The organism is Parachitinimonas caeni (assembly GCF_030129945.1).
GTDB lineage: Bacteria > Pseudomonadota > Gammaproteobacteria > Burkholderiales > Chitinimonadaceae > Parachitinimonas > Parachitinimonas caeni.
In genome coordinates, this window is sequence record NZ_JARRAF010000005.1 from 221,869 (window position 1) to 246,665 (window position 24,797).

Below are 24,797 nucleotides of genomic sequence, written 5' to 3' on the forward strand. Positions count from 1 at the left end.
CAGGCACATCAAAAACAAAAGCCGCTGTAATAGCGGCTTTTGTTTTTTTGATGCGTGCGTTGTCAGATCATGCCGTTGTGACGCAGCAGGGCGTCGATGGATGGCTCGCGGCCACGGAAGGCACGGAAGCTATCCAGCGCTGGCCGACTGCCACCAACAGCCAGCACTTCTTTCCGGAAGCGTTCACCGACAGCAGGGTCCAGCGTATTCGCTGCCGACTGCTTTGAGGCCTCTTCTTCAAACAGGCCATAGGCATCCGCAGACAGCACCTCGGCCCACTTGTAGCTGAAGTAGCCCGCACTGTAGCCACCCGCAAAGATGTGGCCAAAGCTATTCGGGAAACGGTTATAGGCAGGTGGTTGAATAACGGCGACTTCGCGGCGCACTTCATCCAGTAGCCCCATCAGCTCGGCGTAAGTAGCGGGGGTCTGGCGGCTATGCAGTAGCATGTCGAACATCGAAAACTCGATCTGCCGAACCGTAAACATGCCGCACAGATAGTTCTTGGCGGCCAGCATCCGGTCGAACAAGGCACGCGGCAGTGTTTCGCCAGTCTCAACGTGCTGGCTCATATGGCTGACGACATCCCATTCCCAGCAGAAATTTTCCATGAACTGGCTGGGTAGCTCGACGGCATCCCACTCCACGCCGTTGATGCCGGCCACAGACAGTTCATCGACCTCCGTCAGCAACTGGTGCAGGCCGTGACCGAATTCATGGAACAGCGTGGTGATTTCGCTGTGAGTGAACAGGGCCGGTTTGCCATCGACCGGGCCGGAGAAATTGCAGGTCAGGTAGACGACCGGGGTCTGAACCTTGTCACCGATACGGCGGCGGTTGCGGCAATCATCCATCCAGGCGCCACCGCGCTTGCCTTGGCGCGCATAGAGGTCGAGATAGAACTGCCCGACCAGCTTGCCCGAACGGTCGGTCAGCTTGTAGAAGCCCACATCGGAATGCCAGACCGGAGCGGTATCGGGCGAAACCTTGAGCGAATACAGCGATTCGATTACGCCAAACAGCCCGGCCAGTACTTTCGGCTCGGTAAAGTACTGGCGCACCTCCTGTTCGGAGAAGCTGTAACGGGCCTGTTGCAGCTTGTCCGAGACAAAGGCCACATCCCAAGGCTCCAGCTTGTCCAGACCCAGCTCAGTCTTGGCGAATGCTTCCAGCGCGGCACGGTCCTGCAGGGCAAAAGGCTTGGCGCGGCTGGCCAGATCGCGCAGGAATTGCACCACCTGGGCGGGTGATTCGGCCATTTTGGTGGCCAGCGAGTAGTCGGCAAACGTTTCAAAGCCAACCAGCGGTGCCATTTCTGCTTTCAATTGCAGAATGCGCTCAATGACGGGTGTGTTGTTGAGGGCTTCTGGGCCGAACTCGGCGGCGCGGGTGGAGTAGGCGCGGTAAATTTCTTCACGCAATGCCCGGTTTTCGGCGTATTGCTGCACAGCCAGATAGCTGGGCATATGCAGGGTGAGCTTGTAGCCGGGTTTGCTATCCCGCTCGGCGGCATCGCGTGCGGCGGTCAGCTTGTCAGCCGGCAGCCCGGCCAGCTCGGCAACGTCCTCAATGAAACGACCATAGCTATCTGTCGCATCGAGTAGGTTCTGCTCGAATTTGGCGGAAAGGCTGGATAGTTCTTCTTGAATTTCTGCGAACCGCTGCTTCTGGGCATCGGGCAATTCTGCGCCGGAGAGACGGAAGTCGCGCAGCTCGTTCTCGATGACTTTCTTGCGAGCCGGGCTCATGCTGGCAAACTCGGGGCTGGCGGCAAGTTGCTTGTAGCGTTCAAACAAGGCGAGATTCTGACCGAGCTCGGTGTGAAACTGGGTGATCTTCGGCAGATTGGTGTTATAAGCCTCACGCAACTCCGGGGTGTTCACCGTTGCGTTCAAATGGTTGACGGCGCCCCAGGCGCGGCCGAGCTGGTCGAGCACGGTATCTTGCGGTTCAACAAAATTGGCCCAAGTTGGGTTGCTGAGCTTTTCCACCTCCGCAATGGTGGCCCGGGCTTGTGCCAGCAATTGTTCGATGGCGGGGGTGACGTGCTCCGGCAGAATTTCGCCAAAGCGATTGAGATCGGAAAAGTCGAGTAATGGGTTGGTCTGACTGGGCATCTGGGTATCCTAGGTTAAACTTTGGGTTCTGTTGATGTTAGGTTTGCAGCCGCGTTTCACCGGAAAACGGCCTGGAACAAGGCGCAGAACGCTCCGCATAGCATTCTATGCAAGCGTTCTGCAACACCGGGCCAGGCCATTTTCCGGCGAAACCCTCCGTCCCCGCCAGGAGGATGCCGTGGCTGTAAGCCGCTACGCGGCAACAGCCACGCAAGGCCGGAGTCGATTTTTGGGGCAGGGCGTTGTTAGGGTTCGCTTGTTTAGCCCGCTAAACCACGCTTACCCTGCCGTGCGTGGTGGTTGGGGCTTTAGCCCCTTACCGGCCACGGCCTACCCCTTGCGGGTATAGCCCTGCCCCAAAACTCGATCCGGCGCGACGGCAAACCTAACGTCGACAGAATCGAGGGTCTTCGCGGCTTTATATGCTGCCGCCTTTGGGGTTTCCAAGCCTCTAACCACCAATTTGCGGGCTGGAAGATGCCTGGTGGGAAAGTGTCTGCTCCGAAACGTCAACAGAGCCTATATGGCAATCACAAACAGATTCTAAACAGACAGATTCTAAACGATACGGGATTACCCTATGGCAATCAGTTTATTTGCGGGCACACAGCCCAAAGTGGATGACAGCGCTTATGTGCATGAGTCGGCGCAGGTGATCGGTGATGTGGTGATCGGCGCCAACAGCTCGATCTGGCCGATGGCCGTGGTACGGGGGGATGTCAATTACATCCGCATCGGTGCAGACAGCAATGTGCAGGATCTCTGCATGCTTCATGTCTCGCATCGGCGCGAGTCCGATCCCGAGGGGGCGCCGCTGATTATTGGCGATCGTGTGACCATTGGCCATTCCGTGGTGTTACACGGTTGCACGATCGGGGATGAATGCCTGATCGGCATTGGCACCATTGTCCTGGACCGCGCCATCATTGAACCGCAAGTCATGGTCGGGGCGGGTAGTCTGGTGCCCCCGGGCAAGGTGTTGAAGTCGGGTTATTTGTATCTGGGGCGGCCGGTCAAGGAAGTTCGCAAGCTGACCGATGAAGAGCTGGCGCATTTCAGCTATTCGGCCCAGCACTATATCCGCCTGATGAACCAGTACAAAGGCGGTTGAAGATGCCAACGCTTCCCCTGATCAAACCCCGGCGACTGGCCCCCGGTGCTTGCATCGGTGTTACGGCGCCGTCTGCACCCACGCATGTCAGCTGCCATGAGCGCTATCAGAAGGGCCTGGCTAATCTGCGACGGCTGGGTTTCAAGGTCGTCGAAGGCGATCTGGTTGCTTCCGGCCAGCAGCAGGGGTATCGCACGGGGACGCCCCGCCAGCGCGCCGAGGAATTGATGGCCCTGTTTCTGCGGCCGGAGGTTGACGCCATCATGACCACGATTGGTGGCGCCAATTCATCCAGCTTGCTGCCCTACCTCGACTTTGCGGCGATTCGCGCCAATCCGAAGTGGTTTATTGGTTACAGCGATGTCACGGCCTTGCACATGGCGCTGTATACCCAGGCAGGGCTTTCCAGCCTGTATGGCCCGGCGGTGATTCCGACCTTTGGCGAATGGCCGGATGGGTTTGAGTACAGCAATCAGTCTTTTCTTGATGCCGTGCAGCGCCATGTTGCCGGACCTCGCCGCTTGTTTGAGCCTGAATGCTGGAGCCGTGAGGCACCGCGCTGGACTGTGCCTGAAGCGCGCGATCCAGCCCAGCGCATCTGGCGCAGCCAACCCGGCTGGCGCACTCTGCGGCCCGGAATTGTCGAAGCCGAGGCGGTTCCGCTGAATCTCAACACGGCCTGTGCCCTGGCTGGCACCGCATACTTTCCGAACCTGACTGGCAAGATTGTGCTGCTTGAAGAGATGGCGGGCCCGTATTCGCGGCTGGAGCGTAATTTGCGCCAGCTGGAGCTGATGGGGGTTTTTGATAATGCTGCAGCGGTGATTTTCAGCAAGATCGAGTTTCCCGATAGCGAACAGGCGCCGTTTGACAGCAATGATCTGTTGCTGGAAATCATCGGCTCGCGCCCGATACCGGTAGTCACCGATTTCGATTGCGGCCATACCCACCCCATGCTGGCTCTCGCCTTGGGCTGTCGTCTGCGCGTCGAGGCGACAGAGCTGGTGGAGTTGATGCTGCTGGAGCCGATGCTGGCAAGCTGAGCCCACGCACCGAATGCGGCGGTCAAAATCGAAACGGGCACCTGTTGCAGGCAGGTGCCCGTTTCCTTTTCCGCCGGATGGGGCGGTTCAATCCTTCTCAAGCTCGGTGCTGCCGTCATCCTTGCCGGCAGGCAGTAGCGTGCGGCTACCGTGCTGATCGCCCACAGACAACTGATGGTTTTCCCAACGCAGCAACTGCGCGGATTCGCCATTCTTGATACCGCAGTCAATCCCGATCACCTTGCCTTGGTAAAGCGACTTGATCTGCTTCAACGTAGTATGTCCCACCACAATCCGCTGGGCGCCATAGCGACGGAGCACGGCTTCGACATCACTCATGGCGGCGCGGGGTGAATCAATGTAGCCACGATGCCAGATCGGGCTTTCCGTGCCTGAGTACAGGCGCTTCACGTCCGGGGTGTCGCGGCGTTGTGGGGTAGGCCAGTCCAGAGTTTCGCGATAGCGGCGGTTGATGCTGCTCAGATTGGTATCTTGTGCGCTGACCCAGCGGGCTAGCCCACCATGTACAAACAAGGTGTCGCCCAGCTTCAGCACCGTCGCTTTGCGTCGTAGCCAGCGCCCCATCTCGCTATCCGGGCCGTAGAGCTGGTCGTAGCGACGGCCGAGCCAGCTGCTGGCACGTTGATAGGTGGGGTTGATGTAGCGCAGATCGCCTTGCATGACCATGTATTCATGGTTGCCGAGCAGAAAGTGGACTGCGCCGCCCGCCTGTCTGGCCTGTTGCTCCAGGCGGTATACCAGCCACAGCAGCTCGTTGACTTTGTCACCCCGGTCAAAAATATCGCCAGGGATGACCAACACCCCCCGCCCATAGGCCCAATTGAGCTGGCTGTCGATGATGCCTTGAGCTTTGAGCAGTTGTACGGTCAGGTCGTACTGGCCATGCATGTCCGAAATGGCGGCCCAGCGCTCGGGCTGGGCCGCCTCATCCACGCCTTCCGGCAGATCGGCATACAGTGTTGTGGGCTTGATGTCGCCACATGGCACCTTCATCTGACGATCGGTTGCAATCCGCTCGATGATGCGGTCGCCCGCGCATAGCCAATGTGCGGTGGCCCCTTCGTTGTTGTGGAAAACATAGGGGCCATCGTTGACCGGATTGGCCAGAGCATTGCCAGCCAGCAGGCTTATGCACAAAAAATGTAATCGTTTCATCGTTATCGTTGGTCAGGCTCTGTTGACGTTTTGTTTCCGGTCGCGCCGGGCCGAGTTTTGGGGCATGGCGAGGCAGGGTGAGTGCAGTTTAGCGAGCTAAATAAACGACCCCTAACGACGCCATGCTCCAAAAATCGACCCGGCCCGGAGGGTTTCGCCGGATTTGGGCCTGCTGCCGCGTTAAAAATCGCTTGCTTAGCCCACTAAGCGGCGCGCCCTGCGCCTCGTTCCAGGCCGTCTTCCGGCGAAACGCGATCTGCAAACCTTACGTCAACAGAACCTAGAATTGAAATGGGCACATATGAATCGAATGGCTTATCCAAAACAGGCTCCGCATCGGTTTGATGCTGCTTGGGGATGCTGCGATTGTAACGGGCTAAGCACAGTTGACTCATTTCTACGGATCGTGTTTCGACGGAAAGCGACCCGGTGCGACCGGAAACAAAGCCTCAACAGAGCCTAGGAGCAAGCTTTGGCGATCCCTCGTGTTGAATACCAGCCACGTCTGCCCGATGCCACGGGAGTTGAGGTGCTGCGCATTTCCCGCATCTGCCACGACGGTGGCGAGATGCAGCTGAGCCGGCCGCACCGCCTGAATTTTTATCAGCTGCTGCTGTTCGATCACGGCGAGGGCTGGCATACCGTTGATTTCAGCGAATATCAGGTTACTGTCGGCAGTCTGGTCTTGGTGTCGCCAGGGCAGGTGCAGCAATTCCGGCTGGGAAGCGGGCTGGATGCCTGGCTGTTGCCGATCCGGCCGGACTTTTTATCCGCAGGGCTGGCCGGGGTGCAGCCTGTGGCCATTTTCGAGCAAGCCCAGCTCTCTCCGGTGATGACCTTGTCTGCCGAGGGATTTACGGCACTGGCGGATGAAATCCGCCTGCTGACAGCCGAGCTGGAGCGGCGACCAGATGCGTTCCTGGCCGGCATTGCCGTGCGCCGGCTGGAAACCTTGCTGCTGTTGGCGGCTCGGCATGCTGCTGGCAGGCTTTCGCCCTTGCTGGCTCACCACTACTACCCGCTCTACCGTGCGTATCGGCATCTGCTGGATGAAAGCCTGCTGGCGGGTGAGGGGGAGCGGCGGGTCAGCTACTACGCTGGTTGCCTGAGTTGTTCAGACAAGACCTTGAACCGGGCTGTCCAGGCAATTGCCGGCCAGTCCATCAAGCAGGATATCGACCACCGCATTGCTCTCGAAGCGCAGCGGCGATTGGTGCATACCGACCTGACGGTCAAGCAGATTGCCTACAGCCTGGGTTTTAGTGAGCCGACCAATTTCAATAAGTTTTTCCGGCGCGAAGTGGGGCTGGCCCCGGAACGCTGGCGTGCGGAAAAGGCTGGCCGAGTGGAATTGCCTGCTTGTCCGAGTGGTCAATAGAGACATTGCCAAGCCAGCGCTAGACTGGAGTGAATCGCGGCGTTTGTTGGCAAGATCGTCATGCAGTCATGTCGGCATTTCTGGAGTGCCGAATCCGGCGACACGCGATCCGAAAAAGCCCTGTCAACGGAGCCCTGCCATGCAGCCAATGCCGTTTCCCTCGACACCTCTGCCACCCATTCCCGCCGTTGCCCCCAAGCTGCCCTATGAGCCGCCAAGGCTCGGCCAGAATTTCTGGATACTTGAAAATGCCTTGCCTAACCCGCAGGAAGTGGTCGAGCGTTGCTTCAATCACGACCGCTGGGAGTATGGCTTGCCGTACCGCCCCGAAAAATGGCCGGGTTGGCGTTTCCATGATGTCCTGACGCCCGAGGAACTTGGCGGGCTGGAGGAATGGGTCAAGCAGGTGACGGGCAGCCGCCGGCTGTGGGTAGAGCAGGCGGGTGTTGGCGCACGCGTGGATTGCAACGTGGCACAGCTGGTCGGCGGCAAGGACAGCGGGCCGCGTCCCCACACGGATAGCCGCGACCTGTGCCGCTATGCGGCAGTGATCTATCTACATCCCGATCCTCCGGCGGATAGCGGGACCAGTTTTTATCGGCTGCGTTACCCCAATGGCGCCATTGGCGGCAATCTGGTGCCCGCGCCTTACCGCAATCTGGTCGATGCCCTGGGTGTCAGCAAGTTGCCACCGCAAGCTTGGCACGAAGAGCTGCGCATCAAGAATGTCTTCAACCGCTTGCTGCTCTACAAGGCCAATCTGGTACATAGCGCTACGGCTTACTTCGGGGAAGCCGAACGGGAGCGACGGCTGACGACGGTGTTTTTCTGGATGGCGGAATAGCCATCCCGCAGTTCTGTTTCGAACAGCGCCTTACAGCGACTGTTGCCACGCCACCAGCTGGGCATGGCTGGCGCCAACGCCCCCACACACCACAACCAGTACCCGTTGCGCCGCTTCCAGTGCTGCCAGATTCTGGTAGACCGCCGCCAGTGCGGCGCCACAGGCAGGCTCGACGATGACACGATGGTCATCGGCAAAGGCGAGGGCGGCTTCTACGGCGGCACGGTCATCGACCACTGCACTGCGCACCGGCAGGCGCTGAGACTGCTCGAACGCTTGCCGGCACACCTGCCGGGCACCTAGCGAAGTGGCAATGCTGCGGATGGCAGGCAAGGTGACGTGCGACCGGGTCGCTAGTGCCTGGGCCAGGGAATCGGCTCCCATCGTTTCCATGGCGAGGACCGGGATGTCCGACCAGCCGTTGCGCGCCAGCCCAGCCAGCACCCCGCACAGCAGACCACCCCCGCCAACCGATAGCACGATCAGATCGGGCTGGAGGCCCGCAGCGGCGACCTCATCCACCAGACTGGCATGGCCTTGCCAAAGTAGCGGGTCATCGAAGGGATGGATAAAGGCGCTCTGCGCATCCAGCAAAGACTGGGCATGGGCATTGGCTTCGACCCAGCTGGCACCGTGGACCTGCACTTGCGCCCCTTCGGCGGCAATCAACGATTTTGCCCGTTCGGTAGTGGTCTGCGGCACCACCACCGTGACAGGGACGCCCAGCTGTCGCCCTGCATACGCCACCGCCAGCCCGGCATTGCCGCCGGACGATGACACAAAGCGCCGGGCGCCGCGTTCCTGATAAGTCTGACAGGCCAGCCCCACGCCACGGATCTTGAACGAGCCGGCCGGTTGCAAGGCGTCGAGTTTGAGCCAGACTTCACGGCCTGTTCGCGCCGATAGCGAGGTTGAGGCGATGAGCGGCGTGTTGATATGTAGCGACATGGGGTTTCCTGTGCGGTGTGTCTCAGGGCGCGGGATTGGGGTAGCGCTCATGAATGGCGTCGATGGCACTCAGCGTTGCCTCGTCGAGGGGGACTTGCAAGGCCCCAATATTTTCGGCCAGCTGGTCAAGATTCGTCGCGCCAATAATGGTGCTGCCGACGAAATGGCGACTGGCAACAAACGCCAAGGCCAGCTGTGCCGGGCTCAAACCACGTTGCCGGGCCAGGGCGACATAGTCGGCTACCGCAGGGGCCGTGTTCGTCTTGCGGTAACGGCCGCCAAACATCGGGTATTGACTGAGCCGGCCCGGTGTTTCCGGGTTGCTCAGGTATTTGCCGGATAGCAGGCCGAAGGCGAGTGGGCTGTAGGCGAGCAGCGGAACGGCTTCCCGATGCGCCATTTCGGCCAGCCCAGATTCAAAGCTGCGGTTGATCAGGCTATAGGCGTTCTGGATGCTGACAATGCGCGGCAGCCCATACTGATCGGCAACGCGGCAGAACTCCGCGACGCCCCAGGGGGTTTCGTTGGAAACGCCGATATAACGCACCTTGCCGGCTTCGACCAATCTGGCCAGCCCTTCAAGCTGGGAATGGATCGACGGTGTCGCCGGGGCATCGGTGGGGTCGAATCGGGTTTCGCCAAACATTGGCACTTTGCGGGCAGGCCAATGAATCTGATACAGATCGACATAATCGGTTTGCAGACGGCGCAGGCTGGCTTCCAGTGCGATAGTCATCTGCTCGCCAGTGAGTGCGAGCGGGTCGCGTATCCAGGCCATTCCGCGATTCGGGCCGGCAATCTTGGTGGCCAGAATAAGCTTGTGCCGGGGTTGCTGGGCCAACCAGCTGCCGATATAGCTTTCCGTCAGTCCCTGGGTCTGGGCGCGGGCGGGAATCGGATACATCTCGGCGGTATCGATGAAATTGACGCCGCGCTCAACTGCAAAATCCAGCTGATCATGGGCTTGGGCTTCGGTGTTCTGCTCACCGTAGGTCATGGTGCCAAGGCATAGCGCCGAGACGACCAGCTCGCTACGACCAAGTTGCTGCATACGCATGGGGGCTCCTGATGTGGGTTTTCTGGATGGGGGCAAGGTCAGATTTTTGAAGTCTCACTGAGCATACAAGGCAATACAGTCTCGGATTTTTGCTGGTTCAAACACCACATCGAAGCACCATTGCCCAAAACCGCCCTGCTCATTGACCGCGCGGACCCAGGTTTGCATGGCGTCGCGCTTGGCGCGGTTCTGCTCGCTATCTTGCCCCTTGATTTCCAGAACCAGTGTTTTGCCATTACCTAGCCGGATCAGATAATCCGGTACAAAGTTTCGCACTGCACCACGCCACAAATAGTGGACGGTGAAGTCCAGATGGTCGTTCTTGGCCCAGCTCAGCACCTCTGCGTGCTTTTCGCAGCAATCCACAACGGCTTTTTCCCATACGCTGTCATAAACAACATGAGAAATCTGCGACTTGATGGTGGGTTCGCACGGTTTGGTTGTCAGCCACGGGCGCATTTGCGAAGTTGCACCAATGGGTTGGGACTCATCAAACACTGCGGCCAATTTTTCCTGGTTCTGCTCAATCACATGGCGGCTCACATGGCCCACCACAATATCCATGTTCAGCGCAAACAGCAGCCGACGGCGGGTTTCATCCTGATGCCACTGGCTCGGAATTTCCAGCTTGTCGCTAGCCAGAAAGTCCTCAACCAAGCGAATCAGCTGCACCGCAAGATACTGTTTATCACCGCCAAAGCTGCTGGCATTTTGCAGATACAGTTTTCGGGCTGCGCGAAAAATCAGGTTTTGCAAGCGGAAGTCTTCGGTGGCCTTTTCGAGGTCGATGGCCGATGCCATGCCAAGATTGGCGGCGCCGGTCAGCGAAGGGGCAATCTCAGCGCTCAGCGGCGTTTGCATCGGGTCTAACCTCAGTGACGGCACTTTCTCCCAATCCATCACCAAGCGTCTTTGCAGCACGTTTTCAATGCGCAGGATGTTTGGCCAGCGAATTTCAAACTCATTGCGGCCAGGTTCCACCTCTACCCGCACGCTGGCCTTGGGCGGTGGCGGGGCGACGCCTTCGTCGCCCACATCCTGAAAAATCGAGAGCGGCACACCAAATACATTCACATATTCGGGCAGGAACAAGCCGTTCTCATCCATATCGTGCGCCACCCGGCGCAAGCCACGTCCAATCACCTGTTCGCATAACAACTGGCTGGTAAAAGCGCGCAAACCCATGATGTGGGTCACATTGGCGGCATCCCAGCCTTCTGACAGCATGGCCACCGAAATCACGTTTTGCATGTACTGGCCGGCTTTACCGCGCTTGCCTACCGTATCGACCAGCTCACGCAATTGTTCTTCCTGCTTCAATTCCAAAAGCTGTTCAATCCGGTCACAGGGCAGACCACTGGCGCGAATCACCGATTCAAGCCTCGCGGCGTAGTCCTTGTCTTTGGTAATTGTCTCGCCGCGCTCGGCTTTCTCCAGCACGCGCGAATCGACGCGCAGGGTTCGCTCGGGGATTTGTGTGGCCTGAATCAGGCAATCACCGCTATTGAAAAAGCGCTCCAGACGGGCCGCCGTTTCGGTGCGGTTGCACACCGTCAACATCACTGGGGGGATGCTGTGCCCGCTGCTGGCCCAAGCTTTGGCGGTTTCATGCCAGTCATACGCCAAGATGGCATACGCCTTTTGCACCAGATCAGGCAGCGGCTCTTCGGCTAGCGCTTTACGGTTCAGATCTTCCTTTACCTCATCTTCGCGATAGAGGTGGTAGAGCTTGCTCTTGTAGCTCTTGGCATTGGCCAGCGCATCGTCGCGCACCACAATGCGTGGTGTCTTCACCAAGCCGGCCTCGATGGCATCGTTCAGGCCGAAGTCGGAAATCACCCATGCAAACAGTCCGGCTTCGGTATTGGTTTTGCCAGTTGGTGCAAACGGGGTTGCCGAGAGGTCAAAACAGCGGCGAATGCGGCGGGTTTTGTGGATGCGGTCTAACCCTTCAATCCAGCGGGTGGCTTCATCCAGATCAATTCCGAATTCTTCGGCCTGCTTGGCGCTGATCTTCAGCTCGGCCTTTTGTCGATAAGCGTGGTGGGCCTCATCGTTGATCACTACCAGATCTTTGTAGCTGGCCAGCTTACCCAGCACACGGCGGGTAAACGCTTCGTCGCTCTCTTTGCCCTTTTTGACTACCGAGCGGTCTGGCTCTTTCAAGGGCATCAGCGCGTGCCAGTTTTCGATCAGGATCTCGGCCTGGTTCAGCCGGCTGCGCAGGGCTTCGTTAGGACAGAGCTGAAAATCGTCGTAGCTGTTTTTCTCATTGCCCGGCGTCAGCACCTGCAAGCGGCTTTTCACGGTGAGGCCCGGTGCCACAATAAAAATGGCTTTGGAAAACCGCTTGTCCTTGGGATAGCTCACGGCGTTCAGTACCTGCCAGGTGATGAGCATCGCCATCACCACCGTCTTGCCCGAACCTGTGGCCATTTTGCTGCATAGACGTTCCCAGGCGCCGCCATCGCCCTGCAGGAAAATACCCTGCTTGAAGTCGGCCGAGCCTTCCACCCACCAGATCAGCGTTTCGATGGCCTCCAGCTGGCAAAAGTAAAACGGATTGATGCGTGGGCCGCCCAGCCAGCGGCGGTCCTCGCCCACCCAGTCGCCGCGTGCCTGCCAATGCTCCAGCAGCTGGCGGGTCATGCCGGTAATACCGGGGTAGCCGGCTGCGCGCCAGTCATCCACCCGCTGGCGAATCTGGTTCACCATCTCCAGTGGTACCACACGGCGGGTGTTGTTGCGGGTGTCGTACAGCTCATAGCCTGCTGGGCGGCGGCCAGCCCGCAAGGCCAGCTTGCCGCCGTTGTTATCCTGGTCCCAATACTGGGTGGGGCAGTCGTAAGGCGAGTTGATAATCAGGGAATTCATGCTGCCGGTTCCAAGTGTTTCAATAACTCACGGGTTTTAAGTTTGGGGTGATTTTGAAGTACGAATAGTGGTATGCCTGATGGGCTTTTCCCCGGTTTTGGAATTTCCCCGCTACTCAGTTTGGTTGTGCCGCGATTGGGCGTTTTGCGTGGTTTTAGGCTCACTACCCCTATTACCGTGACCTGGCCAGTAAAGTGTTCGTATAAGTCCAGAAGGCCCAGTAGCCATTGAATCAGCAGATTGGCACTCTCGATCTGTTTGGCCGCCTCTTTGGCGGCGTTTTTTCCTGCTTTCATCTCAATCAGAATGACATCGGTTCGTTGCCCGCTTTCAGTAACGATGATCCCGTCGCATTTCTTGTTCATGCCCTCCAAAGGCGAATTTTGCTTGAACAGCGGGAAAGCATTGTTACCGGACTTATCCAAACTAAAGCCGAATGACTTTCCTGCAGTAATGCGCAGTTCGCTGTGTGTTGAGTTGGGTTCTTGCATGAGCCATTCGCTACCAACCCGTTCAAGTTTCCAGCACGAGTCAATCACTTGCTCCAAAGCTTCAATCAGCGTCATGTGTCGGCCTCATCTTTGGCCTCGGCATCCGCATAGGTGTAATAGATTTCATTACCGATGTCGTTGAGCTTGACGATCTCTTCGTCAAAGGTTTCGGCAATGACGCCCTCGTCCTGCTCAACGTGCATGGGCGAGATGGTGTTGTTGTCAAAAAGATAGGCGCCTACCTGGTCGGGCGAGAGCAGCTCGTCAGCTTGATAGTTTCCGAGCTTCATCAAGCGCTCCCGTTCGGGATGCTCGCGTGACAGCATGATCAAAGCATTCAGCTCACGTACCAGATAATCACTATGCGTGCTGATCACCATATTCAAGCCCGCGTTGACCAGCCTGGCCAGGATACGGGCGATCGCTCTTTGATTGGCGGGGTGCAGGTTTAGCTCGGGTTCGTCGATCATCAAAACATGACCTTTTTCGGCTTGGTGTTCCAGATAGAACCACAGGCCGAACAGGCTCTTTACGGTAGAAGAGGTCAGGTGCAGATCAAGTTTTGGCGGCGCCTCGGCCTCTTTGCCTCGCCCCTGTTTGCGTGGGGTAAAAGAGATATTGCCTAGAGGGTCTACCTCGTATCGACCACCAACCAGCTGCTTCTTAAGGTCTTCTGCCAAGGCGTGGAAAGGCCCATCCTTTCTTTTCTTCGCCGAGGTCAAGTCGTTGAGCCAGTCAATATAGTCGGCAATCGGCTCGGCATAACGCGACCTGATAATGTCCTGCATCAGCGATTGCAGGTCGATTTTTTCTTTGCTTGCATGGTGTAACAAGGCGGTGCGGCGATTACTTAATTCCCGGAAAAACAGATGTAAGCCATTTCGCTCAGCAGGTAACAAGAAAGGCTGATGCAGCTTGGTGCCTTCCAGTAAATGCCGAAGTATGAAATCGAGAATGAATCTGCCAACGTCCGGGAACTCCGGGTCCAGGACGATCAGCTTGAGCATCGGCGAGTTTGCTTCCTTTTCGACCCGTAAAAACTCTTTGCTGTCCTTGCCCAGTTTCAACGCACCTCGGAGTGGTCTTTGAATCGCCGAGTCAATCAGGGCGGTTTTGTCACTGTCCCAGTTGAATTCGCTTCGGGCGAATATTCCGCTGTCTGCCCGAAATATGTCTGGCAACCGTGAGGCGCTATATTTGTTGCTGGCTGATTTCAGTGCATCAAAATAGCTATCAAACCAGCTTTTCAGGTCTAGCTCGGCAATGCCTTGATTCGTCACCTGCTCAACGAATTCAGACAGCCCAAGCCGTTCCAGGCTGCGTGGGGAAGCGGCAATGTCGCCCGATTGGCTCAAGAACCCATAAAGGCTGTACATGGCCCAGGTTTTGCCCGAGTTATTGGGGCCGCACAGCAAGGTAAGCGGTTTCACGGTAAAACGCCCCGCCTTGATACAGCCAATATGCTTCAGCTCAAAAGTGAGGGCTTCACGACGAGAGGTATTCATAGTCAGATTGTCTCCAGGCGAATGACCTTCAGCGATTCTATCCCCCGGTCATCCACGATCTTCACGGCAATGCACTGGTTTTCGCCGGCGGTGAAGGGCAGGGAGGTGGTGCCGTGGAATTTATCCAGCAGGCTCTCGTCCAGCTCGGCGCGGATGTCTTTCTTCAGCTTGTACCAACCCTCTTTGCCGCTCGCCATCGGGAAGAACACCTGGCGCGGGTAGAGCGAGCGGTTGTCGTAGTCGGTATCGAGCGCCCACATGGCGATATTCTTTTTGCCGCCGCTTTTCAGCTCGCCGGTTTTGGTGTCGAAGTAATCAAAGCCATTTACTTCCACCTGAAACTGCTCACCCTTCACCCGCTTCACCAGCACATCGGGCTGGCCCATCAGCCAGAACGATTCATTACTGGCGCGGCCTTTTTTCAGGTCTTCGGTTAGCAAGTCGGTGTTCATCTGCACCTTCAGCGCCTGTATGCCCTTGATATTGTCGATGCCCTTGGCCGCTTCGGGGTCGAAGGTAAAGGCGCAGAACACCAGCAGCTTGGGCAGCGGGAACAGATCGCCAGCTTCATGCATGGCGATTTCCACCTGGCGTTGCTCCAGCGCGGCGTGTTCGGGGCCAAAGCTCACCGCCACTCTTTCGTTGGTTTCCGCCACTACCCCTACTGCGTGGATGTAGCGGGTGCTCGGCTGTGCCTGCAAATCCAGCAGCCTGAGCTTCTGGCCGCCCTTGCCGCGAATGCCGGTTTTCAGCAGCTCGTCGCGCCACAAGCTCTGGCGCGAGGTTTCGCCGGAGCGCGCCACGGCTACATCGGCCTCTACCGGCTGTTCGGCTTCATCCAGCGCCAGCACGGTGGCAAACGGCACGGCCTCGACCGTAAACGGGCCGGTAATGCGCAGCTTGTTGCGGCTCACCTGCGGCTGGTCGTAGAGGATTTCAGTATCCGCATGGCTGGCAATGCTCAAGTCCATCGCTTTTTGCATGGCCTGGCGGGCGGCGTGGAAGGCGGCGAAAGCCAGCTCGATGGCCGTGGGGGCGTGCTCGGGTAGTGGGTCGTCCGGCTCGATGGGGCGTAGTGCCTCGGGTAGCCAGGCGATGGGCAGATCGAATGGCACCTCCCATTCCAGCAGGGCATTGCTGGGCGCCAGCTCGCTGCTGGGCAGGGCTAGCGGTGGCAGCGTAGAACGAAAATCTACTGCGCTGCCGGCCCGGCCGCCTTCCTGCACCGAATACGGCTCGATGCCGAACGGCGCCTGCTGCAAGCACGCATTCAACTGGAGCAGGGCCGCGTCGATGGCGGGGTGCAACCGCGCGTAAATCTCGTCGATTTCCGGGTTGTTGGCGATGGACTTGAGCGTGACATGCGGCACGGTTTTGTAGATAAAACCGCCGCGCAAGCCTTCCTGCGGGTATTTCAGCTCGAAGTAGTCGTAGCTGGCGGTCAGCAGCCGCTGCTTGGCCAACGTCACCGCCACCCGCGAGGTATCGCAGGTTATCCAGCGGCGGCCCCACTTTTCGGCGACGTAGGCGGTGGTGCCTGAGCCGCAAGTGGGGTCGAGCACTAGGTCACCAGGTTCAGTGGATAGTAATAAACAGCGCTCAATTATTTTGTTACTGGTTTGAACAACATAAACCTTAGGGTCCGCTCTGTCTTGAACAGAACCCGCAATATCAAACCAAGAATTTGTAACCGGCCGTTGGTTAAAGTCTGTGAAATATCTAATATAACGAATGCTTCCCTTTGGGGTTATGTAAAATCTGTTGGTAAGCGCGAGGCGCATCATTCCGTGTGGTATTGGAGCCTTCCAATGATTAGCCACCCCCGGATGAAAAATCATTCCACGATAATTGAAGTTAGTTGTTGCGGCACCCTCTCCCTGGGAGGTTGGATTATCGTCCGTATATAGTTTTGCAGATCCTAATATGCCTCTTGGGTTAATTTTCTCACTTTTTGATGCTGGACGACGACTACCATTAAATGCCTCAACCTGGTCATAATCCTCCGTAACTGCATCTTCTAGTGTTTTCTCAATAAATTGACGCTTGAATTTAATTAGGTTTATTTTCTTTGCAAACCAAAGAAGATAATCACCCGTTCGACTAAGTGTGGACGATGAGAATCCACCGGTTGTTGAATAGGAGATTAGCGATACAAAATTCTCACGACCAAAAATTTCGTCCAGAAGCTCTCGAACATGATGCAAATTCTCATCCGAGATCTGCACAAAAATGCTACCTGTTTCACTCAATAACTCTTTTGCGAGTAGCAATCTATCCCGCAAATAGGTTAGATACGAATGAATACCCAACTCCCAAGTATCCCGAAATGCCTTAATCATTTCCGGCTCTTGGGTTAAGTCTTCATCCTTGCGGTCTTTAACATCGCGTTTATTTACAAAGGGCTGGAAATTCGACCCATATTTAATGCCATACGGCGGGTCGATATAAATCATCTGCACCTGGCCGGCCATGCCTTCTTTTTGCAGCAGGCTGTTCATCACCAGCAGCGAATCGCCGGCGACCAGCCGGTTGGCCCAGTCGCGCTCGTGTTTGTAAAAGTCCACGGCTTTCGAGAGTGGCAGGTTTTCAAACGGGGCGTGGAACAGGTCGGGCTGAATGCCGCTGATGGTTTTGCCCTTGCTGTCTTTGATGCGCTTCTGGATGACGGCGAGGATGGTGGCCGGGTCAATGCGTTCGTGTACATGCAGCGAGACGGTATCGACTTCAAAACTGCCGCGTTCGGCTTTGCCGGCCCAGCTCAGATAAGGCGACTGCATGCGCTTGAGTTGTTCGAGCGCGGCTTGCATTTGCGCGGGGTCGCCGCTCGCTAGCGCGCTGTCGATCAGGCTTTCGATGCCGGCGCGGGCCGGGTCAAACCGCAGCTCGGGGTCGATATGCGGGTCGTGGGTCCAGCGGGTGTGGGTTTCGTCGTCGTCATTGGCGGTGTTCACCATGCCCACATGCGGGTTGTTCTTGCGCTTTTCGTCGTAGCGATAAGACAGCACCTGATTGGGCTGGTTGGCACTGGCGCGCGGCGCGTTCGACTTGGCTTTGGGGGGGGAGGGCTGCTTGGCGGCTTCGGGGATGGCCGGGCTATCCAGGCTGAATCCATCATCTTGTTCTGGCTGGCTGGGGGTGTCTGTGGCTACCAGCAACAGCGAGCCCCCTTTGCCGCGACCTTTGGTGACGACCCCCTCGGCCAGCAGGGCCTCTTTTGCAGCATCGTAGTCAGCTTCGCTGATCGGGCTGGCCAAGGCTTGGGCCATCTGTTCCCGCAGGGTCTGATTGCCAGCGCTGCCACCTAGCGCCTGCAGCTGGGTGATCAGGGTGTCACGGAGTTGTTGGTGTTTTGGTGTATCCATTTCGAATGCCTTTTTGCCGGACAGGCGGTCGGTCGGGGGTGATGAGGGGCGGTCTGGCGCACAGTTTGGCCAGTGCCGGGCTGGAGCATAGCAGGCTTGCCGCTAGCGCCAAGTGGCCACGCAGCATTGTAAACGGGTCGAAAAACAAAACAGGCAAGACGCTTGCGCGGTCTTGCCTGTTTGGGGCGGCTGGCAGATGTCTGCCCAAGCGCGGGGATTAGCCCTTGTAGCGCTCTACGCCAGCCAGAATCTCGGCCTTGGCTTCTTCAATGCCAGCCCAGCCCTGAATCTTTACCCACTTGCCCTTCTCCAGATCTTTGTAGTGCGAGAAGAAGTGTTCGATCTGTTGCAGCAAGAGCTTGGGCAGGTCGTCGGCGGTGTTGATGTCGGCGTACATCGGGCACAGCTTCTGTACCGGAACGGCGATCAGCTTGGCGTCGATGCCGGACTCGTCTTCCATCTTCAGCATGCCCAGCGGACGGCAGCGCACTACCACGCCCAGGCTCAGCGGGAAGGGGGTGACCACCAGCACGTCTACCGGATCACCATCTTCCGACAGGGTGGCCGGCACATAGCCGTAGTTGCAGGGGTAGAACATGGCGGTGCCCATGAAGCGGTCAACGAACATCGCGCCGGTGTCCTTGTCCAGCTCGTACTTGATCGGGGCGCTGTTGGCCGGAATTTCAATGATCACATTGAAGTCGTTCGGCACATCTTTGCCTGCCGGTACGCGGTCGAGAATCATGGTGAAGTCCTTTATTTCTGAGGTGGTGAAAACCGAAATTATAAGGCGGTTCGGCCATGCAGTCATATTCCGAATTGGGCAGCGCAAATAGCTGGCGGTGCTAGCGACGCTTGGTTAAGGGCGTACAGTTGGTGCTTGTTGAATACCCTGTAGGGGTATATTCTGGAGTGAGTCTCCTGTCTAGCGAGTATGTCCATGTCGAACCCCACCCCCCCGAGCCAGACCTATCGCATTGGTGGTATGAGCTGCGCCGCCTGCGCGGCGCGTATCGAGAAAGTGCTGAACCGGGTGCCCGGAGTCAGCGCCAGCGTGTCGTTTGCCAATGAGTCGGCAGAAGTCGTGCTGGATGCCGGTAAAGCCGATTCGCAAGCGGTCATCGCCGCTGTTGAGAAAGCGGGCTTTCGTGCGGCACCGATGCAGGACGATGCACTGCCCCAGCCCGAAACGGAACCGCGTTGGCCGCTGTGGCTGGCCCTGGCGCTCGCCTTGCCACTGGTGGCAGATATGGCTGTGATGGCCGCAGGCTGGCATCAGTGGATGCAGCCGGCCTGGCTGCAATGGTTGCTGGCGACGCCCGTGCAGTTTGTCTCGGGCTGGCGCTTTTACCGTGGCGGCTGGCATGCCCTGAGAAGTGGTGGTGCCAATATGGACGTGCTGGTGGCACTGGGCACTTCCGCCGCCTATTTCTATAGCACGCTGGTGGCGTTGGGCTGGATTCATGGTCACGTCTACTTCGAAGCCGCCGCCGTGGTGATTGCCTTGGTCTGGCTGGGCAAGTCGCTGGAGGCTGATGCGCGTCATCGCACCCATGCCGCCTTGCTGGCCCTGATGCAGCTGCAGCCGAAAACCGCCCGCATTGCCCGCGATGGTGACTGGCAGACGCTGGATGTCTCACTGCTGAAAGCGGGCGATCTGGTGCTGGTGGAGCCGGGTGAGGCCATCCCGGCTGATGGCCATGTCGAGCAGGGGCAGAGCAGCGCCGATGAATCCTTGCTGACTGGCGAGCCGATGCCCGTGCCCAAGGCGGCAGGGGCCAACGTGTTTGCTGGCAGCCTGAATCACGACGGGCTGTTGCAGGTGCGGGTTGAGCGCGATGCCCGCAACAGCCAGCTGGCTCATGTGATCCGCATGGTAAGAGCCGCGCAGGCCAGTAAAGCGCCGATTCAGCAGCTGGCCGATCGGATCAGTGCGGTGTTTGTGCCGGTGGTGCTGGCGATTGCGGCGCTGACCTTGATCGGCTGGTGGTGGCTGGGAGGCGTGGCCGAGCCCGCGTTGATCAATGCTGTCGCCGTGCTGGTGATTGCCTGCCCGTGTGCGCTGGGGCTGGCCACGCCCACGGCGGTGATCGTAGCGAGTGGCCGTGGGGCGCAGCTCGGCATTCTGGTACGCAATGCCACCGCGCTGGAAGCAGCGGCCAAGCTCGATACACTGGCACTCGACAAAACCGGCACCCTGACACTCGGCAAACCCGCCGTCACCGAGGCGGACTTCGGCGCCGCTGCCCCGGCCGTGCTGGCCTTGGCGCTGGGGTCGAGTCACCCGCTGTCCCGCGCATTGGCCGAGTGGCTGCGCGAACAAGGCCAGCAGCCCGCCGTGTTGCAGGGCTTGCAGGCGTTCGTCGGCGAGGGGGTTCGGGGCGAGGTCGAAATCAACGGCCAGCGCCACGTCTTGCAGCTGGGGTCGCTGGCGTGGTTTGAACGCAGCGGCATTGCTCTGGCGCCCGCCCTACGCGAGCGGCTGCAGTCTGAAACGGCGGTGTTGGCCGCGCAGGATGGTCAGTTGTTGGGCTATGCCTGCTTTCACGATCCGATCCGACCTGAGGCGGTAGCGGCTGTCCAGCAGCTGCAAGCGGCAGGCATACACTTGGCCCTGTTCACCGGAGACCGGGCCGAAACCGCGCAACAGGTGGCGCAGCAACTGGGTATCTCGACCGTACACGCCAATTGCCTGCCTGCCGACAAAGCCCGGCTAATCGCCGAGCTGCAGGCAAGCCATCGTGTGGTAGGCATGATCGGCGATGGTGTCAACGATGCCCCGGCATTAGCGCAAGCCGATGTCAGCATCGCGATGGGAGGCGGGGCCGAAGCCGCGATTGCCAATGCCGACCTGACCTTGGCGCGGTCTGATCTTAGTGCGATTCTCGATGCCGTGCTGCTGGCCCGTGCCGCGATGTCCAAGATCAGACAAAACCTGTTTTTTGCCTTTATTTATAACGTCATCGGCATTCCGGCCGCTGCGATGGGGCTGCTCCATCCGGCGCTGGCCGGGGCGGCGATGGCAGCCAGCTCGGTGTCCGTGGTCAGCAATGCACTGCTGCTGAAGCGCTGGCGGCCAGAGCGCCTATCCGTTTCTCAACCCAGATAAGGAGTTCCCCATGCAACACACATTCAAGATTGATGGCATGACCTGTGGCGGCTGTGCCAGCAGTATCCGCAAAGTGCTGGATGCACAGCCCGGCGTGACCGGTGCCGAAGTGGATCTGGCGGCAGCCGAAGCCCGCTTCGACTACGACCCGGCGCAAACCCCGCTGGCCAGTATCCAGCAAGCCATTGAAGACGCAGGCTACGATGTCGTCGCCTGACGCCGGCAAGCCGGCCGTACACCGGCCAGACAAGGCGGCACTGGCCAAACGCATGGCACGTATACAGGGCCAGGTGCGTGGTATTGCCGAAATGATCGAGGCGGACCGCTACTGCGTCGATGTCATCACCCAGGTCCAGGCCGCCCGCCAGGCACTGGCTGCCGTGGCCGACCAGCTGCTGGAACACCACTTGCGCGGCTGCGTCAGCCGCGCCATCAGCCAGGACCACGGCGACGCAGCGATTGAAGAGGTCTTGCAGTTGCTGAAGAAGAGCCGGTAGGCGCTGTACAAAAGAATACTGAATGTTCAGGCGCGCTTTTCCCACCGGGAAAGCGCGCTTTTTTTGTGGCGCGTATTGGTCTTTCTTGAAAATTCTGACTGGAATGTATTTAAACCGGAGGGGTGTGTTTCTATTTGTCTTTGTTTGTTTAGTTCATTGATAGATATTTATCCGTTTATCTGAAGTGCGAGAAAATAACCTTCTATTTGCAATAATATAATTTGATGCGAATTGGTGGGATTGCATTGTGTGGTTTTGTATTATTCAGTAATAAAACAGATATTTTCCTTGTCGGGTAATTTAAAGTTGATCGAGTAAATGATAAGGAGATGGTGATGAAGAAAAGTGACAAGTCGGCACCGCTAAAAAAGGAGCATCCTGACTCATTGGTCGAAGTGCCAATTGATAGGACACCAGGCAGACTGGCTGGGCGATCTCGTGGCGGGGGGGATGCTGAGCCGGAGGTCAAAGAAAAGGTGGTCGACCTGATAAAGGAATCTGCTGCAAGAAACAAGCTGACAACGAGAGAGACTGCTATTGCGATTGCAATTGCCCGGGCGGAATCAGGTTTTAATCCTGATGCGGCCAATCCAAGGTCATCAGCGGGAGGGGTTGGACAATTTTTGAATGATACAGGTAAAGCTTATGGGGTGTTGGACGGCAAAAATAGATTCAATGCTGAAAAGAATATCGAGGCCATGACTCTGCATTTGCTTGAAAATAAGCGCTATGCAATGGGTAAGACCGAAGATTATTTATATAAATATCATCACGATGGCTATAAAGGCGAGAGAGGTGGGCTGGATATAAGTCATCAAAAAGTCATGCCCTATGTTGATCAGATTGAAAAAGCATTAAAAAGTGGAGCAAGCAGCAAACAGATACTGGCAGAGATTTCGGCACGCGAGAAACATCTGAGCGCACATGGTCCAGAGCCTATGGAGTATCAAAAGGTGGTCAGGGTGCGCGGACAGGATTTATACCCAGAGCAGGACGGTAAGGCTGCCGCGAAAGTAGCGAAGATTGGTCAGACCGCCGCTACAGTGAACCCAAGTGAGCCGGTAGCTGAAAAGCTTGAAAAAGCTTCGGCTGGTGTGACCAAGCCAGCCAAAGAAAAAGTTTCGAAGACAGAAAGTGCGGTTGAGAACGGGTTGGACAGTTTTAAGCAGGAGCTAGGCAAGTTTTCTGAAATGATGAAGGGCTTGGACAAGAAATTCTCAAAGGAATTGGCGGATGCCACAAACTCGATTTCCAAGGTTGCGGGGGCGATCAAGGAAGTCGGAACTCAGGTTGAGAAGATTGTTGGTCTGGTCTCAGATAAGGACCACGCACCAAGTAAGCCAAATCCCAAGCCAAAGCAAGACCATGACCACAAGCACGAACATGACCATTCCCATGCCAAGCCGGCCAAGGCGGCCAAACAGAGTGCGCAGGCCATTGTCGATATTCCCGAGATCAAGTTTGTCGCGGCTACCGAGCTGACGGTGAAGGATGCCCATAAAGGCAAGCTGGATGGGCAGGCGTTTGGCGGGGGTAAGACTGAGCAGGGAATGATTGATCTGGCGCGAGCAGTGCAGGGCACTTTGGGCGACAAGCTGGAACGGTTTACAGGATTCAATGATGCTTACCATGCCAAACATGCCACCAGCAGTAAGCACGCTCAAGGCTTGGCGATGGACTTTACGCTCAAGCATGCCAAAGATAACAAGGTGGTATCAGCGCAGATCCAGCAGATTGGGCGTGACTTTGGCATAGAGCTGTTCGTTAACAACGAATACATCAAAGATTCAAAGCACAAGACGGCGCCGCATATCCATGTGGGTTTTCGCTCTTCCAAAGATGCACAGAAGTTCGCCGAAATCGCTGCCATGCCCGCGGACGAGCGGGAAGCTTTGCTGACCGCTAACCGGGCCAAGCAGGAACAGGCTTTACAGGCGAAACAGGCCAAAGCGCATGACGCCCCATTGACGGGAGCCGCCCATATCGAGCGTGAGACGCCGAAGCCGCCAACCAAGCCGGAGCCAAAGGCCGATGCCAAGCCTGAACCCAAGCCGGATGCGCAGCCTGCGCCGCGTCCAGGAGGAATGTGATGGCGGTGATAGGGGCGGTTCGGGAGGGCCAGCTGGGCGTCATGGTCGCGACGCTTGATTTGTGTGTTCAGATGGGCCGGGCATATTGGGCCCCTCTGTTCTGCGGGGGCTTGCTGCTGAGTACGCTCCTACAGGCAGTGGCTGGTAATCCCTATCTGGGTGGCCTGTTGGCAGTGAGTTTTCCCTGTTGGGCGGCTGCTGGCGGCGTCTTCCTGCGTGCCTTGCAGACTGGCGAATCGATACTCGCAACGGCGCGCCAGCTGGTGAGCGTTGATAGCGTGATGTTGCTGCTGTTGGCGGGGGTGTATCAGCTGGGAATGGCCTCCGTGTCGGTGCTGGTGCTGCGTGCCGGCAGTGGCTGGGTATTGCCGCTGGGCGGTGGTGGGCTGTTGCTGCTGTGGTGGTTGTTGCTGTTGCCCTGGCTGGGCGCAAATCTGCTGATGCCTTATCTGGTGCTGTGCGAGCGCCACAATTTGCCGGATGCCTGGATGACCAGCCTGCAACGACTCAAACCCGCCTGGCCGGCATGTCTGGCGCTTTGCGCGCTGTCTGCACTGGCATTCTGGCTGTCTCAGCAGGTCTATCTGCAAGTTGTTGTGCTGCCCTTGCTGCTGCTATGGCCGGCGGCCCTGTTTCAGCAGCTGGGAGGGCGGCTGCATGGGTGATATCCAGACCTGGCGAGAGGGGGCGGAGGAAGCTTTTGCCTGTTTGCCTGAAGCCTTGTTCAGGGCGGGGATGGCGGCAGATATTCCGGTAATAACCGAGTTGCTTGTCTTGTTGCGAGACACCTTGGCGGGGCTGGGCCAACTGGGGCCGCCCAGCCATCCGCAAGCCGCCGGGGTGTGGCTGGAAGGTGATACCGCCTGGCTGGTACGCCCGCTGTTGTCTGGGGAAGCCAGGGTGGTTTGCCCGTGGCTGCTGGAAAACGCGCCCGGCCGTAGCGTGGCGGATCATGCGGCGACTTTGTGGGTGCCCTATCGCTGGCTGGGACAGGGGGGCCGTTTGCTCTCGCCGGAATGGTGCGCCGCCTGGGTGTTCGAGGAATTAGCATTGGGGCCTTTGTTTGTGCCGGTTTCGCGCAGAGCACTGGTAGATCACTCGGACTGGGTGGAGTCGGCACGTGCCTTGTTTGCGCCGGTACGTCTACAGCCGGTGCGGCGGCGTATGGTGTAGACGCTGCGGCGGCTTTGAAGTG

19 protein-coding genes are annotated in these 24,797 nt (G+C 57.9%); 10 read left to right on the forward strand and 9 right to left on the reverse strand.

What is annotated here, in order from left to right; all coding sequences use genetic code 11:
• Positions 1-62: 62 nt before the first annotated feature.
• A complete protein-coding gene (locus tag PZA18_RS06460) occupies positions 63-2,117 on the reverse strand; it encodes a M3 family metallopeptidase (protein WP_284099986.1) in 2,055 nt (684 codons plus the stop codon).
• Between the two features lie 580 nt (positions 2,118-2,697).
• On the opposite strand from PZA18_RS06460, the gene PZA18_RS06465 reads away from it, so the two are divergent.
• Together PZA18_RS06465 and PZA18_RS06470 are read left to right on the forward strand one after the other, a co-directional pair.
• Entirely contained in the window at positions 2,698-3,228 is a 531-nt protein-coding gene (locus PZA18_RS06465; protein ID WP_284099987.1) for a gamma carbonic anhydrase family protein, read from the forward strand.
• Positions 3,229-3,230: 2 nt separating this feature from the next.
• Positions 3,231-4,271 carry a S66 peptidase family protein gene (locus tag PZA18_RS06470; protein WP_284099989.1) on the forward strand — a complete coding sequence of 347 codons (1,041 nt, stop codon included), beginning with the start codon at positions 3,231-3,233 and terminating at the stop codon, positions 4,269-4,271.
• A gap of 87 nt (positions 4,272-4,358) precedes the next feature.
• Here PZA18_RS06470 and PZA18_RS06475 read toward each other — a convergent pair whose 3' ends face one another.
• Positions 4,359-5,447 (reverse strand): metallophosphoesterase, encoded by a 1,089-nt coding sequence (locus tag PZA18_RS06475; protein WP_284099990.1) that lies wholly within the window; start codon positions 5,445-5,447, stop codon positions 4,359-4,361.
• Between the two features lie 472 nt (positions 5,448-5,919).
• On the opposite strand from PZA18_RS06475, the gene PZA18_RS06480 reads away from it, so the two are divergent.
• A complete protein-coding gene (locus tag PZA18_RS06480; RefSeq protein WP_284099991.1) occupies positions 5,920-6,825 on the forward strand; it encodes an AraC family transcriptional regulator in 906 nt (301 codons plus the stop codon).
• 139 nt (positions 6,826-6,964) lie between these two features.
• The gene (locus PZA18_RS06485; RefSeq protein ID WP_284099992.1) at positions 6,965-7,669 is read left to right on the forward strand and encodes a DUF6445 family protein; all 705 of its coding nucleotides are present in this window, start codon (positions 6,965-6,967) and stop codon (positions 7,667-7,669) included.
• 30 nt (positions 7,670-7,699) lie between these two features.
• Here PZA18_RS06485 and PZA18_RS06490 read toward each other — a convergent pair whose 3' ends face one another.
• From PZA18_RS06490 to ppa, 7 genes are all read right to left on the reverse strand, one after another.
• On the reverse strand, positions 7,700-8,617 hold the full coding sequence (locus tag PZA18_RS06490) for a pyridoxal-phosphate dependent enzyme (protein ID WP_284099993.1): 918 nt from the start codon (positions 8,615-8,617) through the stop codon (positions 7,700-7,702).
• A 22-nt stretch (positions 8,618-8,639) separates the two neighbouring features.
• Entirely contained in the window at positions 8,640-9,674 is a 1,035-nt protein-coding gene (locus tag PZA18_RS06495) for an aldo/keto reductase (RefSeq protein WP_284099994.1), read from the reverse strand.
• A gap of 54 nt (positions 9,675-9,728) precedes the next feature.
• A complete protein-coding gene (locus tag PZA18_RS06500; protein ID WP_284099995.1) occupies positions 9,729-12,548 on the reverse strand; it encodes a BPTD_3080 family restriction endonuclease in 2,820 nt (939 codons plus the stop codon).
• Positions 12,545-13,114, reverse strand: coding sequence for a hypothetical protein (locus PZA18_RS06505; RefSeq protein ID WP_284099996.1), 570 nt, complete (start codon positions 13,112-13,114; stop codon positions 12,545-12,547). Before PZA18_RS06505 ends, PZA18_RS06500 begins: the two co-directional genes overlap by 4 nt.
• On the reverse strand, positions 13,111-14,544 hold the full coding sequence (locus tag PZA18_RS06510; RefSeq protein WP_284099997.1) for an AAA family ATPase: 1,434 nt from the start codon (positions 14,542-14,544) through the stop codon (positions 13,111-13,113). Before PZA18_RS06510 ends, PZA18_RS06505 begins: the two co-directional genes overlap by 4 nt.
• A gap of 2 nt (positions 14,545-14,546) precedes the next feature.
• A complete protein-coding gene (locus PZA18_RS06515; protein ID WP_284099998.1) occupies positions 14,547-17,906 on the reverse strand; it encodes a site-specific DNA-methyltransferase in 3,360 nt (1,119 codons plus the stop codon).
• Between the two features lie 217 nt (positions 17,907-18,123).
• Positions 18,124-18,651, reverse strand: coding sequence for an inorganic diphosphatase (gene ppa / locus PZA18_RS06520; protein ID WP_284099999.1), 528 nt, complete (start codon positions 18,649-18,651; stop codon positions 18,124-18,126).
• Positions 18,652-18,846: 195 nt separating this feature from the next.
• On the opposite strand from ppa, the gene PZA18_RS06525 reads away from it, so the two are divergent.
• From PZA18_RS06525 to PZA18_RS06550, 6 genes are all read left to right on the forward strand, one after another.
• Entirely contained in the window at positions 18,847-21,015 is a 2,169-nt protein-coding gene (locus tag PZA18_RS06525; protein WP_284100000.1) for a heavy metal translocating P-type ATPase, read from the forward strand.
• Between the two features lie 10 nt (positions 21,016-21,025).
• Positions 21,026-21,232: a heavy-metal-associated domain-containing protein gene (locus PZA18_RS06530; protein ID WP_284100001.1), complete on the forward strand. Its 207-nt coding sequence runs from the start codon at positions 21,026-21,028 to the stop codon at positions 21,230-21,232.
• Complete coding sequence (locus PZA18_RS06535) at positions 21,219-21,512, forward strand: metal-sensitive transcriptional regulator (RefSeq protein WP_284100002.1); 294 nt, start codon at positions 21,219-21,221, stop codon at positions 21,510-21,512. Before PZA18_RS06530 ends, PZA18_RS06535 begins: the two co-directional genes overlap by 14 nt.
• Before the next feature lie 335 nt (positions 21,513-21,847).
• Positions 21,848-23,602 carry a lytic transglycosylase domain-containing protein gene (locus PZA18_RS06540; protein ID WP_284100003.1) on the forward strand — a complete coding sequence of 585 codons (1,755 nt, stop codon included), beginning with the start codon at positions 21,848-21,850 and terminating at the stop codon, positions 23,600-23,602.
• Positions 23,602-24,267, forward strand: coding sequence for a hypothetical protein (locus tag PZA18_RS06545; RefSeq protein ID WP_284100004.1), 666 nt, complete (start codon positions 23,602-23,604; stop codon positions 24,265-24,267). The genes PZA18_RS06540 and PZA18_RS06545 overlap by 1 nt, the downstream gene beginning before the upstream one ends.
• A complete protein-coding gene (locus PZA18_RS06550; protein ID WP_284100005.1) occupies positions 24,260-24,775 on the forward strand; it encodes a hypothetical protein in 516 nt (171 codons plus the stop codon). Before PZA18_RS06545 ends, PZA18_RS06550 begins: the two co-directional genes overlap by 8 nt.
• Positions 24,776-24,797 lie beyond the last annotated feature (22 nt).